This is a genomic window from Citrobacter sp. CK191 (genome assembly GCF_030333435.1).
GTDB lineage: Bacteria > Pseudomonadota > Gammaproteobacteria > Enterobacterales > Enterobacteriaceae > Citrobacter_B > Citrobacter_B koseri.
This window is the reverse complement of the sequence record NZ_JAOWFX010000021.1, coordinates 185,079-204,858: the sequence shown is the minus strand read 5'-3', so window position 1 is coordinate 204,858 and position 19,780 is coordinate 185,079. Positions and strand designations below refer to the sequence as shown.

16 protein-coding genes are annotated in these 19,780 nt (G+C 55.4%); 4 read left to right on the top strand and 12 right to left on the bottom strand.

Features of this window, described 5'->3' with window-relative positions; translation table 11 throughout:
• The first annotated feature begins 323 nt into the window (after positions 1 to 323).
• From nirC to OGV82_RS05325, 4 genes are all read left to right on the top strand, one after another.
• Positions 324 to 1,133, top strand: a complete 810-nt coding sequence (nirC, locus tag OGV82_RS05340) for a nitrite transporter NirC (RefSeq protein ID WP_101744208.1) — start codon at positions 324 to 326, stop codon at positions 1,131 to 1,133.
• Positions 1,134 to 1,144: 11 nt separating this feature from the next.
• Positions 1,145 to 2,518 (top strand): siroheme synthase CysG, encoded by a 1,374-nt coding sequence (gene cysG / locus OGV82_RS05335; RefSeq protein WP_101744207.1) that lies wholly within the window; start codon positions 1,145 to 1,147, stop codon positions 2,516 to 2,518.
• 327 nt (positions 2,519 to 2,845) lie between these two features.
• Positions 2,846 to 8,374 (top strand): pectate lyase-fold domain-containing protein, encoded by a 5,529-nt coding sequence (locus OGV82_RS05330; RefSeq protein ID WP_101744220.1) that lies wholly within the window; start codon positions 2,846 to 2,848, stop codon positions 8,372 to 8,374.
• A gap of 209 nt (positions 8,375 to 8,583) precedes the next feature.
• Positions 8,584 to 8,754, top strand: a complete 171-nt coding sequence (locus OGV82_RS05325; RefSeq protein WP_012135480.1) for a YhfL family protein — start codon at positions 8,584 to 8,586, stop codon at positions 8,752 to 8,754.
• Positions 8,755 to 8,813: 59 nt separating this feature from the next.
• On the opposite strand, the gene OGV82_RS05320 is transcribed toward OGV82_RS05325, so the two are convergent.
• From OGV82_RS05320 to dam, 12 genes are all read right to left on the bottom strand, one after another.
• The gene (locus tag OGV82_RS05320; protein ID WP_101744206.1) at positions 8,814 to 9,917 is read right to left on the bottom strand and encodes a PLP-dependent aminotransferase family protein; all 1,104 of its coding nucleotides are present in this window, start codon (positions 9,915 to 9,917) and stop codon (positions 8,814 to 8,816) included.
• A 12-nt stretch (positions 9,918 to 9,929) separates the two neighbouring features.
• Complete coding sequence (locus OGV82_RS05315; RefSeq protein ID WP_024131010.1) at positions 9,930 to 11,234, bottom strand: YhfT family protein; 1,305 nt, start codon at positions 11,232 to 11,234, stop codon at positions 9,930 to 9,932.
• An 11-nt stretch (positions 11,235 to 11,245) separates the two neighbouring features.
• Entirely contained in the window at positions 11,246 to 11,599 is a 354-nt protein-coding gene (locus OGV82_RS05310) for a DUF2620 domain-containing protein (RefSeq protein WP_047460736.1), read from the bottom strand.
• Positions 11,600 to 11,609: 10 nt separating this feature from the next.
• Complete coding sequence (locus tag OGV82_RS05305) at positions 11,610 to 12,488, bottom strand: phosphotriesterase-related protein (RefSeq protein ID WP_012135485.1); 879 nt, start codon at positions 12,486 to 12,488, stop codon at positions 11,610 to 11,612.
• Positions 12,485 to 13,711, bottom strand: coding sequence for a phosphopentomutase (locus OGV82_RS05300; protein ID WP_101744205.1), 1,227 nt, complete (start codon positions 13,709 to 13,711; stop codon positions 12,485 to 12,487). Before OGV82_RS05300 ends, OGV82_RS05305 begins: the two co-directional genes overlap by 4 nt.
• On the bottom strand, positions 13,711 to 14,874 hold the full coding sequence (locus OGV82_RS05295; protein ID WP_101744204.1) for a YhfX family PLP-dependent enzyme: 1,164 nt from the start codon (positions 14,872 to 14,874) through the stop codon (positions 13,711 to 13,713). Before OGV82_RS05295 ends, OGV82_RS05300 begins: the two co-directional genes overlap by 1 nt.
• Positions 14,875 to 14,958: 84 nt before the next feature.
• Positions 14,959 to 15,321: a hypothetical protein gene (locus tag OGV82_RS05290; protein ID WP_047460724.1), complete on the bottom strand. Its 363-nt coding sequence runs from the start codon at positions 15,319 to 15,321 to the stop codon at positions 14,959 to 14,961.
• A gap of 20 nt (positions 15,322 to 15,341) precedes the next feature.
• Positions 15,342 to 16,247: a GntR family transcriptional regulator YhfZ gene (gene yhfZ / locus OGV82_RS05285; protein WP_024131011.1), complete on the bottom strand. Its 906-nt coding sequence runs from the start codon at positions 16,245 to 16,247 to the stop codon at positions 15,342 to 15,344.
• 238 nt (positions 16,248 to 16,485) lie between these two features.
• Positions 16,486 to 17,490: a tryptophan--tRNA ligase gene (gene trpS, locus OGV82_RS05280; protein ID WP_012135491.1), complete on the bottom strand. Its 1,005-nt coding sequence runs from the start codon at positions 17,488 to 17,490 to the stop codon at positions 16,486 to 16,488.
• Positions 17,483 to 18,241, bottom strand: a complete 759-nt coding sequence (gene gph, locus OGV82_RS05275) for a phosphoglycolate phosphatase (protein WP_012135492.1) — start codon at positions 18,239 to 18,241, stop codon at positions 17,483 to 17,485. Before gph ends, trpS begins: the two co-directional genes overlap by 8 nt.
• A complete protein-coding gene (rpe, locus tag OGV82_RS05270; protein WP_012135493.1) occupies positions 18,234 to 18,911 on the bottom strand; it encodes a ribulose-phosphate 3-epimerase in 678 nt (225 codons plus the stop codon). Before rpe ends, gph begins: the two co-directional genes overlap by 8 nt.
• 17 nt (positions 18,912 to 18,928) lie before the next feature.
• Positions 18,929 to 19,765: an adenine-specific DNA-methyltransferase gene (gene dam, locus OGV82_RS05265; RefSeq protein ID WP_012135494.1), complete on the bottom strand. Its 837-nt coding sequence runs from the start codon at positions 19,763 to 19,765 to the stop codon at positions 18,929 to 18,931.
• Positions 19,766 to 19,780: the final 15 nt, after the last annotated feature.

The window sequence follows — 19,780 nt, the reverse complement described above, 5'->3', positions numbered from 1 at the left end:
GTTTTACGATTTTTATTGTTTTTACTTCAAGGACAATCAAATGGTTACAGGCCCGATTTTGTAGGCCTGATAAGCGTAGCGCCATCAGGCAAACATACCGCCGGATGGCGGCATAAATGCCTTATCCGGCCTACGGCTTTACGATTTTTATTGTTTTTACTTCAAGGACAATCAAATGGTTACAGGCCCGATTTTGTAGGCCCGATAAGCGTAGCGCCATCAGGCAAAAACATACCGCCGGATGGCGGCATAAATGCCTTATCCGGCCTACGGTTTTACGATTTCTTTTTTAATTTTATTGTTTTTACTTCAAGGATAATCAAATGTTTACAGACACTATTAACAAGTGTGCGGCTAACGCTGCGCGCATTGCACGCCTGTCGGCAAATAATCCGCTCGGTTTCTGGGTGAGTTCCGCAATGGCCGGCGCCTACGTCGGTCTCGGCATCATTCTTATTTTTACCCTCGGCAATCTGCTTGACCCTTCCGTTCGCCCGCTGGTGATGGGCGCCACCTTCGGCATCGCCTTAACGCTGGTGATCATCGCCGGTTCTGAACTCTTTACCGGCCACACCATGTTCCTGACGCTCGGCGTAAAAGCGGGCACCATCAGCCACGGTCAGATGTGGGCGATTCTGCCGCAAACCTGGCTGGGCAACCTGGTGGGCTCCGTGTTCGTCGCGCTGCTGTATAGCTGGGGCGGCGGCAGTCTGCTGCCGGTCGATACCAGCATCGTTCACACGGTTGCGCTGGCGAAAACCACCGCGCCCGCCACGGTACTGTTCTTTAAAGGCGCGCTGTGCAACTGGCTGGTTTGTCTGGCGATCTGGATGGCGATTCGTACCGAAGGCGCGGCGAAATTCCTCGCTATCTGGTGGTGCCTGCTGGCGTTCATCGCGTCCGGCTACGAGCACTCCGTCGCCAACATGACGCTGTTCGCCCTCTCCTGGTTCGGCCATCACGGCGACACCTACACGCTGGCGGGAATTGGTCATAACCTGCTGTGGGTGACTCTCGGCAATACTTTGTCCGGTGTCGTATTCATGGGATTAGGTTATTGGTATGCTACGCCAAAAGCGGAGCGTCCGGCTCCGGCAAAAATCAATCAAACTGAAGCTACTGCCAATAATTAAGAGGTAATGTCGTGGACCATTTGCCTATATTTTGTCAATTACGCAATCGTGACTGTCTGCTCGTCGGCGGTGGCGATGTCGCAGAACGCAAAGCGCGGTTACTGCTGGAAGCAGGCGCTCGATTAACGGTCAACGCGCTGGCGTTTATTCCGCAGTTCACCGTGTGGGCAAATGAAGGCATGTTGACGTTAGTTGAAGGGGCATTCGAAGAATCCCTGCTCGACGGATGCTGGCTGGCGATCGCCGCGACCGATGATGACGCCGTGAACCAGCAGGTGAGCGAAGCCGCTGAGTCACGCCGCATTTTCTGCAACGTGGTCGATGCGCCAAAAGCCGCCAGTTTCATCATGCCCTCCATTATCGACCGCTCGCCGCTGATGGTGGCGGTCTCCTCCGGCGGCACCTCGCCCGTTCTCGCACGCTTGCTGCGCGAGAAACTGGAGTCCTTGCTGCCCCAGCACCTCGGCCAGGTCGCGCATTACGCCGGCCAGCTCCGCGCGCGGGTGAAAAAGCAGTTCGCCACAATGGGCGAGCGCCGTCGCTTCTGGGAAAAACTGTTCATCAACGACAGGCTCGCGCAGTCGCTGGCGAATGCCGATGCGAAAGCGGTGTCGGAGATCACCGAGCAGATGCTGAGCGAACCGCTGGATCACCGTGGTGAAGTGGTGCTGGTGGGCGCGGGCCCTGGCGACGCCGGGCTGCTGACGCTGAAAGGGTTACAACAGATCCAACAGGCGGATGTGGTGGTGTATGACCGCCTGGTCTCCGACGATATTATGAATCTGGTACGCCGCGACGCTGACCGCGTGTTCGTTGGCAAACGCGCGGGCTATCACTGCGTTCCGCAGGAAGAGATTAACCAGATCCTGCTGCGAGAAGCGCAGAAAGGCAAACGCGTGGTGCGTCTGAAAGGCGGCGATCCGTTTATCTTCGGTCGCGGCGGCGAAGAGCTGGAAACGCTGTGCCACGCCGGTATTCCGTTCTCGGTTGTTCCCGGTATTACCGCGGCCTCCGGGTGCTCGGCTTATTCCGGCGTTCCGCTGACTCACCGCGACTACGCGCAAAGCGTGCGTCTGGTCACCGGGCACCTGAAAACGGGCGGCGAGCTGGACTGGGAAAACCTGGCGGCGGAGAAACAAACGCTGGTGTTCTATATGGGGCTGAATCAGGCGGCAACCATTCAGGAGAAGCTGATCGCGTTTGGTATGCAGGCCGATATGCCTGTGGCGCTGGTTGAAAACGGTACGGCCGTCAAGCAGCGCGTGGTCAGCGGCGTTCTTGCGCAATTAGGCGAGCTGGCGAAACAGGTCGAAAGCCCGGCGCTGATTATTGTCGGTCGGGTGGTCGCGTTACGCGATAAGCTAAACTGGTTCTCAAACCATTAATAAATATAGATGCCCTATATCAGGGCATCTTTTTTTTAACACTTTAACGATCATTCATTCTTACATTACACTTTAAATAAGCTAAACCCATTCATTGCGTAAATATAAAAAAGAATAACGCCATAAAATACCGCACAAAACAGCCATTATCTCTTTTTTATTCGCCAAATAAATTCACCGCACAAATATCGACAGAATAAAGGCTGGATTGACGCCCCCTGGGTAGTCAGTGGCAAAATAGCGCCATTCATTAATTTTGCAAATAAAGGTTGTCTGTCAGGGCCGCCTTATATTTCTTATTTTATTTACAGGATGGCAACTATGTTTATGCAAAGGAAAAAACTCCTTGCAGTGGGTATTGCGATTGCACTGCAAACATATTACTGCCCGGCAATTGCGGCAGAGAATACAGAAGATGAGAAAGAATGTCCGGTAAATATTTCGTCGTTATCTCAGGCGGAACGCAATAAGTTACCGGCGAAATGTCTGACGGCAGAAGCCGGGCAGGATAACCATTGGGCATGGGTCGCCAGCGGCGTAGCGGCTCTGGCGGCGGGCATCGCCATTGGCAATCACAGCGACGGCGACTCTCACCACCATTCAACAACGCCAGTCCCGCCAGACGACGGGGGCGACGTTACCCCAACGCCGCCGGATGACGGCGGAGATGTCACCCCAACGCCTCCCGATGATGGCGGCGACGTCACACCGCCCGATGATGGCGGTGATACGCCAGTACCGCCTGACGACACGTCCGTGACGACCTTCAGCAATCAGGTGACGCTGGATAAAGGCACAGACACCCTGCACTTCGACGACATCAAACTGGATAACGGCGAGCACCTCGGCGAAGCCACGCTCAGTTATTCCGAACAAGACGCGCAGTGGCAGTTAACCACCCAGGACGGCAAAACGCTGGCGATTTCCGGCTGGAACGTTACCGACAGCAACGCGGCCGTGATTGAAGGCGCTCAGGCCAACGGCTTTTACTGGAAGTACGACAGCCGGGGCTATCTGATCCTCGCGGATAACAATACCCAGGTTGTCACCGGAGACGGCAAGACGCACACCACCGATCGCGAACTGGATATCGGCGGGAAAAATCGTACCGGCGTCATTATCTCGGGCGATAACACCCGTAATACGCTGAACGGGGATTCCACCGTGACCAATGGCGCAGTTGGCCTGGTTATTAGCGGCGACGGCACAACTAACGCTATCTCAGGCAAAAGTACGGTAGATGGCGCTACCGGGGCGTTAATTTCCGGCAATGGCACCTCGACCTCGCTCTCCGGCGATATCACCATCAGCGGCGGCGGTACGGGCATCGTTATCGATGGTGATAACACCCTCATTGATAATGCGGGGACTTCCAGCATTAGCGGCGCAGGCTCTACCGGTTCCATCATTAACGGCAATAACATTCGCCTCATCAACGAAGGGGAATTAAACGTTTCTGACGGCGGCACCGGGGCCAAAATCACCGGTGACGATGCTATCGTCGATAACAAAGGCCATTCGACAACCCGCGGTGCCGGCTCTACGGGGTTGTACATTGAGGGTGATCATGCGCTGGTGATTAATGAAGGTAATCAGCTCATCGCCGATGGCGCGACGGGCGTACGCATCAATGGCGACAACGCCCGCGTACTCAATACCGGTAATATGGCCGTCGACGGCGCTGGCTCAACGATCGCCACCATTACGGGCAATAACGCTGACATGACGCAGAATGGCGACCTGCTGGTTATGAATGGCGCGACGGGCCTGACCATCAACGGCGAAGAAAGCGAACTCATAAACAGCGGCACCACCACCGTGCGTAACGACGGCTCAGTGGGCTTCGTTGTTGCCGGTACACAAAACACCTTCAACAACAAAGGTAATATCAACACCAGCCTTAACGGTACGGGAACGCTGATCAGCGGTACTGAATCGCAGGTCAGTCTGACGGGCGATATTAACGTGACTGCGGCTCAGGACAGCAGCGGCGTATTTCGTGGGGCAACCGGTCTTAACGTTTCTGGCGACACGAATACGACAACCATTCTGGGTAATGTGAACATTGAGGCTGGTTACGCGCAAGACGCTCAAATTAAAAGCGATGAGCAGTTACAAGGCATTACCGTCAACGGCAATCAAAATACGGTCAATCTGGATGGCGCGATGAATATCCATCTTGACAGTTCTGATGTCAGCTCTGGGTATGCGAGCGTTACCGGCCTCAATATCAGCGGCAGCGGTAACGCCGTGAATGTCGCCGGTGGTATAAACATCGACTTTTCCCAAAACGAAGCGTCTATTGGCTCTGAAGCTATCGGTATCAACATTGATGGTGACAACACGTTAACGCTAAGCGGTAAATCTACCGTGGATATGACCACTATCACAGGTGGCCAGGCCACGCTGGCAAACGTTAATAATGGCGGCTCTCTGCTCATTACCGATGACGCCACGATTGAAGTGAACGCCGACTATCTGAACTTAAATTACTCCACCGGAAGTAATGCCCTGCTGTCAGCTCATGGCCAGGGCTCGACGATTGAAAATCAGGGCGATATTACCACCCACGGAACAGTCAACGTTCTCCTTGCCGATAAGGGAGCGGAAGCGAGCAACAGCGGCAATATTCTCATCTACGGAAGCAGTGGCGATACGGGAGATGACCGTTCTGCCATCACCCGTGCAAATGGCGAAGATACGGTCGTACACAACAAAGCAGGGGCCGATATCACCCTCTTTTCTAACCAAACGCCAGAGTTCATTAACGGTATCAATATCTACCCGGAAAGATGGTATACCCACACGCTTTACGCCATGCTGGCGACCCAGGGCGGCAGCGTCGTTAATGATAAAGGAGCGACCGTCCATTTACAGGGCGCGGGAGCATATGGCGTCAGTGCCAGTGTAGGGACGGCGTTAAACGAAGGCGATATTTATCTGGACGGTTTTATCCCGACGCTGGACGATGAAAACAATATCATCAGCACAGACTACTGGCAGCCGACATACCTCTATTTGACCAGCTCGGCAATGGTTGCCGGTTCCTCAGACATCGGCTACGGTGACGCCACGGCCATCAACACCGGCACCATCACCGTCAACAACGCCGGGTTCGGTATGATGGCGCTCAGCGGCGGCACGGCCGTTAACCAGGGTACTATTACGCTGACCGCTGATGAAGGTGTGACCGGCGAGGAAAACCAACTGGTGGGGATGGCCGCATTAAACGGCGGCACCGTCGTGAACGACACCACCGGCACCATCAATATTGATGCCGACTACGGTCAGGCGTTCCTTAGCGACAGCAACAGCTACATCATCAATAACGGCGCCATCAACCTGAACGGCAGCCCGATGGACGAAAACGACCCACATATGGGTTCCATGCCAACCGACAAAATCTGGATACGGTCGCTGCCCGGCAGCGGCGACAGCGATAGCCAAACTTCAGAAGCGGGCTTTTTCACCACCGGAGCGCTGGCGAATTACGGCAATGAAACGCTGAACGGCGATCTCGATGTTAGCGGCTGGCTGTACAACGAAGCAGGCGCCACGCTGACCGTCAACGGCGATATGGCGATTAATAACGCTGGCAATATGGAAAACCACGGGACGATGCATGCCGATACGATCACCACGTATCACAGCCTGTTCAACCGCGCAGACGGCAGCCTGACCACTGACCTCCTGACGCTTAATGGCGATATCACCCTGTTCAACGAGGGCAGCTTTACCGGCTCAATTGCAGGAACCTCTTACGCCCAGGAAGTCGTCAATACCGGCAATATGACGGTGGCGGAAGATGGCAAATCGCTCATCAACGGCAGCTTTGCGTTTTATAACCAGGAAGGCGCAACGCTTACCAACAGCGGCAGCGCGGTAGAAGGCGGCGAAAACACCATCATCAACATGACGCGTACCAGCAGTTCCATCGCTCAGGTGAACAGCGGCACCATTACCGCCACCAACGGTTACAGCGCCATCACCACCGCGAATGCCAGCAACTCCCCGATGTGGATCTGGAACACGGAAACCGGCGTGATTAATGGTATTAACCCGGACGCCCCCCTGATCAACCTCAGCCGTGGCTATAGCTTTGGCAACGAAGGGACCATTAACGTCCAGGGCGACAATGCCGTGGCGATCAGCGGCGGCACCAGCAGTTATATCATCGACCTGGTCAACAGCGGCACCATCAACGTCGGCACCGAACAGGGGCAAATAGACGGAACCAACGGCACCGGACTTATCGGTATCAAAGGTAACGGCAACGCCACCACCATCAACAACACCGCCGATGGCGTGATCAACGTGTACGCGAATGACTCTTACGCGTTTGGCGGCCAGAGCAAAACCATCATCAATAATGGCGAAGTGAATCTGCTGTGCGACACCGGCTGCGGCATCTACGCCCCTGGCACTACGGGTACGCAGAACGATCACAACGGTACGGCGGATATCGTGATCCCGGATGCGATTGTCGCGCCGACGCAGGGTGATATTCCAGCGCCTCCGGCCGATCCGAACGCGCCGCAGATGTTAAGCAACTACATTGTGGGCACCAATGCCGACGGCAGTTCCGGTACGCTGAAAGCGAATAACCTGATGATTGGCGACGACGTGAAGGTGAATACCGGCTTTACCGCAGGTACGGCAGAGACCACCGTCGTGGTCGATAACGCCTTTACCGGCAGTAATATCCAGGGCGCGGACAATATCACCTCCACCAGCGTGGTGTGGAACGCCCAGGGCAGCACCGACGGCGACGGTAACGTTGACATCACCATGACCAAAAACGCCTATGCGGATGTGGCGACGGAGAGTTCCGTCAGCGACGTCGCACAGGCGCTGGACGCCGGGTATACCAACAATGAGCTGTACAACAGCCTGAACGTTGGCACGACCGCAGAGCTGAACAACGCCCTGAAACAGGTCAGCGGCAGCCAGGCGAACACCGTCTTCCGCGAAGCCCGCGTACTCAGCAATCGCTTTACGATGCTGGCGGACGCCGCGCCGCAGGTGAAAGACGGTCTGGCGTTCAACGTGATGGCGAAAGGCGATCCGCGTGCCGAACTGGGTAACGACACCCAGTACGACATGCTGGCGCTGCGCCAGACGCTGGATCTGACCGCCAGCCAGAACCTGACGCTGGAATACGGTATTGCGCGTCTGGACGGCGACGGTTCGCAGAAAGCGGGCGACAACGGCGTGACCGGCGGCTACAGCCAGTTCTTCGGCCTGAAGCACAGCATGACCTTTAATGAGGGTCTGGCCTGGAACAACAGCCTGCGTTATGACGTGCATAACCTCGACAGCAGCCGCTCTGTCGCCTATGGCGATGTCAATAAAATGGCGGATTCTGACGCCCGTCAGCAGTACATGGAGTTCCGCAGCGAAGGGGCAAAAACCTTTAACCTGATGGACGATGCGCTGAAAATCACGCCGTATGCGGGCGTTAAGCTGCGTCACACACTGGAAGAAGGTTACAAAGAGCGCAGCGCCGGGGACTTCAACCTGTCGATGAACAGCGGCAGCGAAACGGCCGTAGATTCCGTGCTTGGCCTGAAAATGGACTACGCCGGGGAAAACGGCTGGAGCGCAAGCGCCACGCTGGAAGGCGGCCCTAACCTGAGCTACACGAAAAGCCAGCGTAGCGCCACGCTGGCGGGTGCAAGCGACCAGCGCTTTAGCGTTGACGACGGTCAGAAAGGCGGCGGTCTGAACGGTCTGGCAACGATGGGCGTGAAGTACAGCGCCCAGGACAGCAGCCTGCATCTCGACGCTTATCAGTGGAAAGAGGATGGCATCAGCGATAAAGGCTTTATGCTGAACTTTAAGAAAACATTCCGTTAATTAAATAAACGCCACGGCCTGGAGAATATACATCATCTCCAGGCCGTTTTTTATTATGCTGAATCTACGCAAAGCATATTACCCGCAGAATAAGAAGTCCTTATCTGGACTACCTCGCTCCCTTATTAATTGATATGGTAACGTCCGCAAAATGGATTTTTCCATTTATCTCATACAATTAAAATTGTTTTATTTACAAGGATTTTGTCATGTTTAAAATTGCAAAGATTGCCGTTGTGGCAGGGATGCTGGCTACGCTCACCGCGTGTACGGGTCATATCGAAAACAAAAAGAATGATTGCAGTTACGATTATTTACTTCACCCGGCAATTTCTATTTCAAAAATTATTGGTGGTTGCGGCCCAGCCGCGGATCAATAATCGAAACCGTTGTCGCACGATACAAAAAAACCGGGGATTCCCCGGTTTTTTCATGTGTATCATTGTAGGCCTGATAAGCGCAGCGCCATCAGGCTTTCCCGCAAAATACGTAACACCGTTTCTTCGCCGCTGCGGTTGGGATTAATACGAATCGCATAACGCGCCAGACCCGGACGGGCCGCACGAAACGTACCGGAAAGGCGATAAAACAATGGCGGGATTTCATATTTGGACTCCGCGCCTACCGGGTAAGGCAACGCCCCGCGCTTTTGCGCCTCCTCCAGCACCTTTTCGGCAACGGGCTGGTGAAACTCCACAATCAACACTTTCGATTGCGCATTCGCAATCACCGCCTGCTTCACTTCCGGCACGACTCCACTGTTTAACAAGGCGAGTAAACGTTCCGTCACCCCGGCCTGCACTGCGTGCATCACTGGCGCGAAAACCAGGCCACGAAGCACCGCCAGCGCCTGTGCGCCCTGAATCTGGCTGCCGCCGGAATACATCGTCGCACGTATTCTGGCGATGGCTTCCGCCTCCCCCACCACCGCGCCGGTGCCTTCAGGCCCGAAGAGTTTAAAACAGGAAAACGTGGACAGCGTGGCCCCACATTCACAGCCAATACGCGCCACTTTCATCACCGCATAATTATCGTCGGTCAGCGTGGGGACGACGCATCGCGCAAGCTCCGCCAGCACCCCAGCCAGAGAATAGCAATCCTGCGGTTGCTGACGCGTATGTTGCACCAGCGCCGCATGGGGCCGATGCTCTGCGATAACCTGCGTTATCGTCGCCAGATCGTTGAAATCCGCTCTGACAAGCACAATCCCCATCTGCTCGACGATCCCCTGCGTTGTGGGATAAACCGGCGCATCATGCACCAGAAGGCGTTGCCCCGGTTTCAGCAGCACAGCCAGCCCGGCCCGAATCGCGCCGGTTCCCGCGCCCTGCACCAGCACCGCGTCCTCAGCATGAAACGCCTCCGCCAGCACCTTTTCCACTTGTCGGGTGGTTCCCGGCTGGTTAAGCCCCGGACTTAACCCCAGATCGCCACCCTTTAAAAAATCCGCGCCCGGAAAATAACGACACACCGTGTCCACCAGCGCAAACTGCTTCTGCTGCGCCTCGGCGAGCGTCAGGCTTTGCAGGGGGAAGGTTTTCATTTAGACGCCTCCTCAGGCCGGAATAAACAGACCGAACCAGTAGAGAATATTCAACAAGATACCGGTAATCATCACGGCCACGACCGGCGCGGCCATCTTCTGCACCGGGCGCCCCAGCGACTCGTTGAGGAAGTAGATAGCAATCGCAATCGAGAAGCCGGTATAACCCGCCATCTTGATCGCCGCAAAAATAGAGCCGATCAGTAGCGCGGTTTCCATCAGCATATTCATCGCGTTACGGATATTGTCCGACGCATTGCGCACCGACGGGTAGCGTCCGAGCCACTTCCCAATTGAGCGCAACAGCAGCACTTCCGCAGAAATCACGACCGCCCCCAGGATGGCGGCAATCCACGGATTCGGCGCCAGATAGCCCACGGAATACACAAAGGTAAAACCGGCCACCGCATACACGCCCGTCGCCAGCGCCGTTGTGGCGATCATCGGCACGAAGCCGAGCCCACGCATGAACTCCGCCAGCGCCGCCTGATGAAGCAAGGTCTGCGACTCTTCAGGCGTAACGCCAGCGGAATAGGCTTTCTCAAGGGTAAAGATCGACACCTCGCTGCCGGCAAAAATATTCATACTGGCAACCGCCGCAATCAACGCGCCGACGATTGCGATATACGGTAAGTTTTTAATAATGCGGGAGGTGCGCTCCTCAAAGACGGATAACCCACTGGTATCCATCTCCTCATCGCCACGGTGGCGCAGGTCGTGCGTAATCGCAATCGCCAGCAGCATCACCATGCCGATAAAAATCTCAATCGATTCCGGGTTCAGATGCGGGAAGTAGCGCACCACCAGGACACGCGCCATCAGCACCACAACCGCAGCGATAAGACTGTGTTTCCAGCCGAATTGATAAAAAATCGCCACCAGCGGGAACAGCGCAAAACCGGCGACAACCGGGGAACTCAACTCGCCAAGGCTCCCCAGCACGTCAACCGGCAAGGCGGTAAGCAGATGGTTCACCGGCAGCAAACAGGTCAGAATCAGCACGCCCCAGGCGGCGCCAAGCCCAAACGCCAACAGGCTATTGATCGCCAGTACGCCAAGAATATCGGTAGGTAAAAACAGCAGCCAGGCGTTAAGCAGCCCCGTTTTGAGGGTAAATGAGATCCCCACCGACGCCACAAAACCGATACTCAAACCAAACGCGATACTCCCCGCCTCCCGGCGGTTCATATAGCCTTCGATCAGTTGCGGTAAGATCGGGCGAATCCCGTCATGGAAAACGGCGGCTGAGCGATGCGCCAGTAGCGACGTCATCCCCGTCAGGCAGGCCACCACCAGAATCTGAATATACAGCTCCATAAGCATGCCTTTTATTTCAAGTGGTTAACCAGCATGGGAATCGCATGCTCAACATGTTCGACAGAGAGGCCAAACGCCACTTTCCCTTCCGCGACCATCTTTGCGATATGCTCGTCTTTCGCTTTGATACCCGGCTTAGCGATGGTGCAGCTTTTGTTGTAGCCAATCACCGCAATCGCTATCGACAACGCCGCGCCAGCGCCGGTATTACACGCGCCGATGTAATAATCCAGTTGCCCGGACTTCACTTTCATCGCCGCGTCCATATCGTTGTGAATGGACACGTCAAAGCAGCCGGGCGCCACGGTCTCGATGGTTTTTTTAATCTGCTCACGCTGTAAGCCAGCAACACCAATCTTTTTCATCTTTCTGTCCTTATTGGAAAAATTGTGAGGGGTTATCACGCAACATCGTGTCCACATCGGCCTGACTGAATCCTGACTGGCGCAGCTGTGGGATAAAGGTGGTTAACAGGTAGTCGTAGCCATTGCCGCCATTGGCTTTTAGATGGGAGCGGCGGGTAATATCCATCGAAAGCATCACGCGGTTGAGCAAACCACGCTGGCGCAGCGCATTCAGCATGTCGATGCGCTTTTCATCCGGGTAGTAGTTGTTTTTGCCGATGGTGTCGAACTGCACGTACGCGCCGAGATCGATCATCTGCAAAATGCCGTCGAGGTTATCTTTCAGATCGCAATGACCAATCACCACGCGGGAGAGATCGACGCCCTGCGCCTGCAACAAGGCCAGTTGCTCCAGCCCCATCGTACTGAACGAGGTATGGGTAGAGATGGGGCGTCCGGTTTCATTGTGGGCGCGCGCAGCGGCGATAAACACCTTCTCTTCCAGCGGCGTAATCACCCCTTCACTGGAGCCGATTTCCGCAATAATTCCGGCTTTCAGCGTCGTGTTATCAATACCGATGACAATCTCATCGATCATCTCCTGCGCAAGCTGCTCCACACTGCGGGTCGCGACATGCTCAGGGAAAAATGCGTCCTGGTAGTAACCCGTGCAGGCCACCACGTTTATCCCGCTATCCCGCATCAAATCGAGCATGAATTGCGGGTTGCGCCCCATATAGCGGTTAGTCATTTCAATGATGTTGCGCACGCCCAACGCCCGCAGATCTTTCATCTCCTGACAAATGAGATCGTACTGATCTAACCGGCAGTCGAGGTTATTTTTGAACCCGGAGAGATCGATGTGCAGATGCTCATGGGCCCAGGTGTAGCCTGACGTATCAAAATTCATACGGCGTCTCCTGTGAGCTGTAATGACGAAAAGAAAGAGGTGCCGTTTTGTGGCGCGGGCGCACCAAAGAACTCACAGACCGTCGCGCCCACATCCGACAGCGTGGCGCGAAGGCCTAACTGAACAGGCTTCAGCCCCTGCCGGTAGACCAGAATCGGCACTCTTTCACGGGTATGGTGACTGTGACCTATCGTCGGATCGTTGCCGTGGTCGGCCATCACCAGCAGACAATCATCGGGTGTCATCTCGCTTGTCAGCCGCGCAAGATTACGGTCAACTACCTGCAAACGTTCCGCATAACGTGCGACATCCTGGGCGTGCCCCGCCAGATCGGTTTCCTGGATGTTGGTGCAGATAAACGCGTGCCGGGCGGCACTGAATTCATCGCGCGTGATATCCATGATGCGCTGGCTGTCCACCAGGTTTTGCCAGCTACGTCCGTGAGGGTTCGCCACGATATCCGCCACTTTGCCGATCAGCACGGTCGGCACGCCAACCTCATGCAGTTTTTGCGGCACCTGAACCCGTTCATCCACGCCATAGCCCATATGAACAACCTGAAAACCGCTTTCATATGCGCCGGATCGCGGCGCATTGATGCCAATAAAACGCCCCTCTTTCGCTTCTGCGGCGTCCAGAATCCGCTGGCTGTCGTGAAGCGTGCCGCCGAATGCAATGACGCGCCCCACCTGCGCGTGTTCACGCACAATGCAGCCAATCTTCAGCACCTCGTCAAAGGCGATGGCGGAAAGGTTGGCGGTAATGTTGTAAACCTGCCCTAAATCCGCTTCGAGGTTATCGCCTATCGCCACCGACTCATTGACCCACAGGAACGCCAGTTCGCCGCCACGTCGCTCTACCTGCCAGCCCGCCGCCTTCAGCGCCAGCTCAACGCGATCAATCACCTCGCTAAACGGCATACGCAGCGGCGCCTGCGGACGCGTGCCTAAAATCTCCTGATGCCCCATGAAGGTATCCCCTCCTTCATGCTGCAATTCCGCGATCCCCCACACTGCCGATGCCGAGGGAGCCATAACGCCTGGCGCATAGCCCAGCGCGTTAATCAGCCCCAGTTTCTCCAGCGTCGGTAGATGTAGCTGCGGGAGCTGACGCAGAATATGTCCGCAGGTATTCGCCCCGACATCCTGCGGGCGAACCTCCGCCACATCCTTCATTGCGCCGACGCCGAAGCTATCAATCACCAGCACCACAAAACGAGCCATTACGCCTCCAGTACGTTTCCGAGACTGTCATAACGGGCGACGATTTCCGCCGCGCCGCGCTGAATGCCAGACACCAGCACCACGTCACTGCGCGTCACAAAAATTTGGGTACGAAAACAGAGCACCACGGCGCTGCTCACCGGAAACGTCCCTGCAAGCGGCAGGTAGTAGTCGATACTGCTGTCATCGACGGGTTCCAGCGTCGTTTTCGCGGGAACGTCGTTTTCCGGCGTAAAAACGAGCGCGTTGCGCGCATGTCCCCGGCGGTAATAGCCGCCGCCATAGCAGTAGCTGTTGCCACGAAAATGGTGCGAAATTTCACTCAGCCAGAGCATCGCAATGCGTTCAGGCTGATCGCCTTGCTGATTCGACGGAATGGTGCCGGTCAGCGCATGGCCCGGTTCGGCATGGGTGACGCCATACCGCGCCAACAGCGGCAAAGACGCGCAGCTGGTTGCAGAGGGCGCATTAAGCTGCTCAATGGCAATCTCCCGCTCTTCCAGTTGCTGCCTCGCCTTGACCAGGGAATGCAGATTGGGCGTCGGCCTGGTCTCACCTGATGCGTCATCCCACAGCAGGCAGGGGAAATGCGTTAACCCCGTGACATGGAGCCCCGGCAGACGGCGAATGTCATTCACAGCGTCATCAAGGCGCGCCAGCGGGAAGCCGCTCTCCTGCCCCGGATAAAGAAAATCCTGCTCGCCGTAAATCTTCAGCATTACCGCCTGTACGCGCCCGGCCTTCACCGCCGCCGCCGACACTTCACGCGCCTTCTCCAGCGAAAAGAGCGTAATCACGTCCGTCCCTTGCTCCACCGCTTCGTCAATCTGCCGGGAGGGGATCTGCACTAAATGCCCCTGATGCGCTACCGGCAATCCGGCGCGGCGCATGACCCTGGCCTCTTTGTAATCCACCGTGACAATTCCGGCATATCCCAGCGCCAGCAGCTTTTCCGCCAGCCAGGGATTGCGCCCAAGCTGTTTTGTCATCAGATACAGCGTGATGCCGTATTGATGAGCCGTATCAACCAGGCGCTTCCCGTTTTCCAGCACCTGATCAACATCAATCACCCAGCTGTCCGGGACGATCCTTCCCTGCTGCCAGAGTCGGATCGCGGCGGTAATCAGCGCCGGATTCTGGCGTTTCAATGCGTGTATAAACATCTTTGTGCCTCGGTTTCTAATCCCTGAATTAAATATTCATTTTTTTGAATATTTAAGGTGTGGTACGTTGATGTACGGTATTCCTCACGACGCTTCGTGCGCCGCCATCCACAGCCCATATAGATTTGCCAACAAATAGCCTTCCTCATTGGCATGAAGCGAAACCGCAAACTCCGCCAGCAGCGCCTGGTGCGCCAACAAAATCGCGGGCCAGTGGGGAGATTGCGTCAGTTCCGCCAACAGCTCGCGATCCAGCGCGTCAATCACCTCTCCCCGGCGACTGCGCATTAACGCGCTGGCCATGTGGGTTATCGCCATCGTCCCCTGCTCGGTATGCACCGGCAGCTTCCACTCCTCGTCCAGTCGTCTGACGACCTGCAACATGCCACGGCAAATATCTTCGTCGATAACCCCTGCGTCACACAGCAGGCTGAGTCTGTTTTCCATTTACAATGCCTTTGATTAACTTAGTAACTGGGTTCCTGTTCACCGCTGACCACACGTTGCTGATGGGCGAGCAGCGCCTGTTTGTCCACCACGGCGCGCAGCAGTTGCTGCATCGGGTAATCGTCCGACCGGGTCAGCACCACGGCTTCGGTGGCCTGCAAGAATCGAGGATCGCGGGTGAGCGGCGTCGCTTCTAACCCCAGCAATGCCAGCTCCGCTTCCGCCACCACATTCCAGATCACCGCATCCACATCACCTTTCACAATGCGCTGAAGACTTTCGTGATAAGAGAGGTCTATCAGCTCCACATCACTTTTGCCGAAACAGGCTTCGGTCATGATTTTCTGATCTGCCGAACGGTTATCCAGCCCCACTCGTTTCACCCGGTCGGATTCGCCTTTACGGCAGATCAACTGGTGCTCGCCGACATAGGTGTGGGGCCCCAGTTCCAGCGCGATGCGCAACCCGTTTTGCGCCAGGTAGCTCTCTGCGGCCAGACGCGACACCACGGCCATGTCGTAGACGCCATTCAGCAGGCACTCAACCCGGATGTCCGCCCCACGCATGTGTGCGTAATAAAATGGAATCCCTTCAAACTGCGCTTTCAGCCCGCTCGCCAGCCCTTCATACAGACGGGTGTACGGCAGCGGCATCGCGCAAACAACGTTGCTGATGTCCACATGCGACAGCAACGTTTTGTTATCCATCTCCACCAGGAAGCTGCCGTTGCGCCCACGACGCTCAATACGGATCGCCCCGGAAGACTCCAGCGTTTTTAATGCGGCCTGCGTTAACCCCACCGATGAGTGGCATTCGTTAGCCAGTTCATCTATCGTTTTCAAACGGTTACCGCATTTCTCACCAAGCAGGTAGCGGGCCAGGGTCGTCAGCACGACCCCCTCTTTTTTGATAAATGTTCGACGCATCATAAATTTTCAGTAAAGTGAATATTTATATATTCATTAAAATGAAGATATCGCGCAATGACGATGTGCGTAAATGGCGAGACGCCTCACAGTTTTTCGTCACGGGTACGCAGAGAGACAAAAAAACCGGGAAATCCCCGGTTTTTTAATGTGTGGTGTCGCATCACACTGTAGGCCTCGCCGTGTTTACGCCGGGTGGCGACGTAAACGCCTTATCTGGCCTATGGCGCGGTGCGCATTACGGCTTCGCGACAAAGCCGATCGCTTCGTAGACCGCTTTCAGCGTTTCGGAAGCACGGGCGCTGGCTTTTTCCGCCCCTTCTTTCATCACTTTCTGCAAGAAGGCTTCGTCGCTGCGGAAGCGATGATAACGCTCCTGCAACTCGGTCAGCATACCGGAAACGGCTTCAGCCACTTCACCTTTCAGATGACCATACATCTTGCCTTCGAAATGCTGCTCCAGCTCAGGGATGCTCTGGCCGGTTACGGCGGAGAGGATATCCAGCAGGTTAGACACCCCCGCTTTATTCTGGATGTCGTAGCGCACTACCGGCGGCTCGTCGGAATCCGTCACCGCACGTTTGATTTTTTTCACCACCGATTTCGGGTCTTCCAGCAGGCCGATGACGTTGTTACGGTTATCGTCCGACTTGGACATCTTTTTGGTCGGTTCCAGCAGTGACATCACGCGCGCGCCGGATTTTGGAATAAACGGCTCAGGAACGTTAAAGATATCGCCATACAGCGCGTTAAAACGCTGCGCGATGTCGCGGCTCAATTCCAGATGCTGTTTCTGATCTTCACCCACCGGCACCTGATTCGTTTGATACAGCAAAATGTCTGCCGCCATCAGAACCGGGTAATCAAACAGACCGGCGTTGATGTTCTCGGCATAGCGCGCGGATTTGTCTTTGAACTGGGTCATCCGGCTCAGTTCGCCGAAATAGGTGTAGCAGTTCAGCGCCCAGCCCAGCTGCGCGTGCTCCGGCACATGGGACTGAACAAAGATGGTGCTTTTCTCAGGATCGATACCACACGCCAGGTAGAGCGCCAGCGTATCCAGCGTCGCCTTACGCAACTGCTGTGCATCCTGACGCACGGTGATCGCATGCTGGTCAACGATGCAGTAAATGCAATGATAGTCATCCTGCATGTTCACCCACTGACGCAGCGCACCCATATAGTTGCCAATGGTCAATTCACCTGAGGGCTGTGCGCCACTAAAAACGATGGGCTTAGTCATTTTTCGATTCCTGATTTTCGCTATGCGGAAGCCCGAGAGCGGGCAGAAGGTCATTAATAGTGTCGTAAATCACATCCGGCTGGCTAAGAGCGATTGATTCGCCATAGTTGTAGCCGTACGTGAGGCCGACTGACGGGCAGCCAGCCGCTTTTGCAGCCTGAATGTCATTACGCGAATCGCCCACGAAGAGCATCTGTTCAGGCGCGACGCCCATCCGCTTTGCCACCAGCAGCAGCGGATCGGGATGCGGCTTTTTGTTCTGCACATCGTCGCCGCCAATAACCACGCTAAAGTATTTGGCGATATCCAGCGCTTCAAGCAGCGGCGCCACAAACGGCGTCGGCTTATTGGTCACCAGTCCAAGCGGCAGCCCTTTGGCATGCAGCGCGCCCAGCGTATCGGCTACGTGCGGGAACAGGAACGTCCCTTCTTCCGCCACATCGCCATAGTAGCGGTCGAACAGCTTACGCAAAATACGCACCTGCTCCTCGGCGGGGATCTCATCATCAACAGGCGGTTTGCCCATTGTTTTACGTAACGTAGCGCGTTCCTGTCGAGCCCAGGCGAGCGCACGCTCCATCAATACATCCGCGCCGTTACCAATCCAGGTAATTACGCGATCTTCGCCAGCGGTAGGCAGTTCCAGCGCGTATAACGCCATATCTACCGCAGCGGCTAATCCCGGCGCGCTGTCAACCAGCGTGCCGTCGAGGTCAAAGGCGACACCCCGAATATCCTGCAATTTATCCATGACTTACCTTTGCCAGTTCACTGCGCATTTCATCAATGACTTTTTTGTAGTCTGGTTGGTCGAAAATCGCGGAGCCTGCCACAAACATGTCTGCGCCCGCCGCGGCGATTTCGCCGATGTTGTTCACCTTGACGCCGCCGTCCACTTCCAGGCGAATGTCATAACCTGACTCATCAATACGACGACGCACTTCACGCAGCTTCTCCAGCGTGTGCGGAATAAAAGACTGGCCGCCAAAACCCGGGTTGACGGACATCAGCAGGATCACATCCAGCTTATCCATCACGTAATCCAGATAACTCAGCGGCGTGGCCGGGTTAAACACCAGACCCGCTTTACAGCCGTTTTCTTTAATCAGCTGCAAGGTACGATCGACATGCTCGGAGGCTTCGGGATGAAACGTAATGATGCTGGCGCCCGCTGCGGCGAAATCCGGCACGATGCGGTCAACCGGCTTCACCATCAAATGCACGTCGATGGGGGCGGTAATACCGTATTTGCGCAGGGATTTCAGCACCATCGGGCCGATGGTCAGGTTCGGCACATAGTGGTTGTCCATGACGTCAAAATGCACGACATCCGCACCAGCAGCCAGCACTTTCGCGGTGTCCTCACCCAGGCGGGCAAAATCAGCCGACAGAATTGAGGGGGCAATCAAATACTGTTTCATCCGCTTCTCCTTGAGAATTATTTTTTCGCAGGCGTTACGACTCCTGGTTGGTACAGAGCCAGCAGTTCGTCCACCTTTTTACGTGTGCCGCCATTGCTGCTTATACTGCGACGCACTTTGACCTGAAAATGTTTCGCCGCTTTGTACCACTCGCGGGTATCGGGCGTGTCATGGTTCGAAATTAACACCGGGATCCGCTTGCTGACCAGCTTTTCTGCCATCTCCGCCAGGCGCGCCTGCTCTTTTGGGCTGAAGCTATTGGTATGATAAGCGGTGAAATTCGCCGTCGCAGAAAGCGGTGCGTAAGGCGGATCGCAATAGACCACAGAATTGCTATCAGCACGATCCATACACTCTTCATACGAAAGGCAATGAAACTCTGCATTCTGCGCTTTTTTGGCAAAATGGTACAACTCCGTTTCCGGGAAGTAGGGCTTTTTGTAACGGCCAAACGGCACGTTAAACTCCCCACGCAAGTTATAGCGGCACAGGCCGTTGTAACCATAGCGGTTCAGGTATAAGAACAGGACCGCGCGACGGAACGGCTCCCGGCTCGTATTGAACTCTTCACGGAGTTGATAGTAAACCTCGGCCTGATTCGTCTCAGGCGTAAACAGCTCGCGGGAAGCCCGCACATACTCTTCAGTACGCGACTTCACGATGTTATAGAGGCTGATAAGGTCACTATTAATATCGGCAAGAATATAACGAGAAAAGTCGGTGTTAAGAAACACCGACCCGGCCCCCACAAAGGGTTCAACCAGACATTCACCTTTCGGTAAATGCCGTTTGATGTCATCAAGCAGGGGGTATTTCCCCCCTGCCCACTTCAGAAAAGCGCGATTCTTTTTCATGCTGACTAACTAATT

Bases quoted from the DNA above. Each gene is read 5' to 3' on its own strand.
- dam (WP_012135494.1), bottom strand. From the start codon at position 19,765: ATGAAAAAGAATCGCGCTTTTCTGAAGTGGGCAGGGGGGAAATACCCC.
- OGV82_RS05325 (WP_012135480.1), top strand. From the start codon at position 8,584: ATGTTTAAAATTGCAAAGATTGCCGTTGTGGCAGGGATGCTGGCTACG.
- OGV82_RS05290 (WP_047460724.1), bottom strand. From the start codon at position 15,321: ATGGAAAACAGACTCAGCCTGCTGTGTGACGCAGGGGTTATCGACGAA.
- OGV82_RS05330 (WP_101744220.1), top strand. From the start codon at position 2,846: ATGCAAAGGAAAAAACTCCTTGCAGTGGGTATTGCGATTGCACTGCAA.
- nirC (WP_101744208.1), top strand. From the start codon at position 324: ATGTTTACAGACACTATTAACAAGTGTGCGGCTAACGCTGCGCGCATT.
- OGV82_RS05300 (WP_101744205.1), bottom strand. From the start codon at position 13,711: ATGGCTCGTTTTGTGGTGCTGGTGATTGATAGCTTCGGCGTCGGCGCA.
- rpe (WP_012135493.1), bottom strand. From the start codon at position 18,911: ATGAAACAGTATTTGATTGCCCCCTCAATTCTGTCGGCTGATTTTGCC.
- OGV82_RS05295 (WP_101744204.1), bottom strand. From the start codon at position 14,874: ATGTTTATACACGCATTGAAACGCCAGAATCCGGCGCTGATTACCGCC.
- OGV82_RS05310 (WP_047460736.1), bottom strand. From the start codon at position 11,599: ATGAAAAAGATTGGTGTTGCTGGCTTACAGCGTGAGCAGATTAAAAAA.
- OGV82_RS05305 (WP_012135485.1), bottom strand. From the start codon at position 12,488: ATGAATTTTGATACGTCAGGCTACACCTGGGCCCATGAGCATCTGCAC.
- yhfZ (WP_024131011.1), bottom strand. From the start codon at position 16,247: ATGCGTCGAACATTTATCAAAAAAGAGGGGGTCGTGCTGACGACCCTG.
- gph (WP_012135492.1), bottom strand. From the start codon at position 18,241: ATGGATAAATTGCAGGATATTCGGGGTGTCGCCTTTGACCTCGACGGC.
- trpS (WP_012135491.1), bottom strand. From the start codon at position 17,490: ATGACTAAGCCCATCGTTTTTAGTGGCGCACAGCCCTCAGGTGAATTG.
- OGV82_RS05320 (WP_101744206.1), bottom strand. From the start codon at position 9,917: ATGAAAACCTTCCCCCTGCAAAGCCTGACGCTCGCCGAGGCGCAGCAG.
- OGV82_RS05315 (WP_024131010.1), bottom strand. From the start codon at position 11,234: ATGGAGCTGTATATTCAGATTCTGGTGGTGGCCTGCCTGACGGGGATG.